This is a genomic window from Pseudoalteromonas luteoviolacea NCIMB 1942 (assembly GCF_001625595.1).
GTDB classification, from domain to species: domain Bacteria; phylum Pseudomonadota; class Gammaproteobacteria; order Enterobacterales; family Alteromonadaceae; genus Pseudoalteromonas; species Pseudoalteromonas luteoviolacea_A.
Genome location: NZ_AUXT01000016.1, coordinates 1 through 903, shown reverse-complemented (window position 1 = coordinate 903; position 903 = coordinate 1). Strand labels below are relative to the sequence as shown.

The window sequence follows — 903 nt, the reverse complement described above, 5'->3', positions numbered from 1 at the left end:
TAAAATTCCACCGAAAACGCCGTTGGGCAAAGCCATCAATTACGCAATCAATCAGTTTGAGAAATTCAGGCGTTATCTAGAAGATGGCAGGCTCAGTATTGACAACAACCGCGCCGAGCGGGCAATAAAACCGTTCGTTATAGGGCGCAAAAACTGGCTGTTCTCAAACACCTGTAGTGGTGCACATGCCAGTGCCATACTCTATAGCCTTGTTGAAACGGCAAAAGCCAATGACCTTGTAGTGCACGATTATATAGCAACTTGTTTGCAGCACCTTGCCGAGCAACCTAATAACCTAGAGCCATTGTTACCTTGGAACATTAAACAAGACTAGGTGTAGTTAGCTAGACGCTTACGGAGAAGGGAGCAAGTTTCACAGTTACGAACCTTTTCTAATTGAATCGTAAATCTCTCAGCATTTGTTAAAACTACTCATTTCACCTTGCGCAAAGCAAATGAACTCGCTTCGCTCACGGTCATTAACACTTGGCACTGAAAAGCTGGGTCCCTTCGCGCATCCATACGCTCACCTGTTCGAACTGCGAAGCGTTGCTTCGGTCTCTCATCGCCCTTGCGCAAAGATAATGTCGGCGCTGTGCGCTTTGTCATTAGGCTGGTGCTCCTTACTTACGCAAAAGACAAGTACTTGCTATCGTTAATCCCTTAAAATAAAAACGAACTTGTTTGTATGCTAATTATACAAAAATGGCCGTTTCAGTACGGTTTTTATTCGAAAGGTGTATTTTTGTGATTTTTCTTAAAAAATTGCTTGCACTAATTTGGGAACTCCCTATAATGCGCTCCCACTGACACGGCGGGATGCAACGAAAAACGCAAACCAAAGTGAAGGGTAAAGTTAAATTGAAAGGTTGATTTAAAAAATTAAATTTTCTAGTTGACTTT

2 protein-coding genes are annotated in these 903 nt (G+C 42.5%); one reads left to right on the top strand and one right to left on the bottom strand.

Going from position 1 to position 903, the window contains the following annotated elements; all coding sequences use genetic code 11:
* The coding region (locus tag N482_RS01690) for an IS66 family transposase (protein WP_155730442.1) at positions 1-334 on the top strand (334 nt) is incomplete at its 5' end.
* Positions 335-432: 98 nt separating this feature from the next.
* Here the strand turns inward: N482_RS01690 and N482_RS24660 are convergent.
* Positions 433-609, bottom strand: a complete 177-nt coding sequence (locus N482_RS24660) for a hypothetical protein (protein WP_155730441.1) — start codon at positions 607-609, stop codon at positions 433-435.
* Between the last annotated feature and the right edge of the window lie 294 nt (positions 610-903).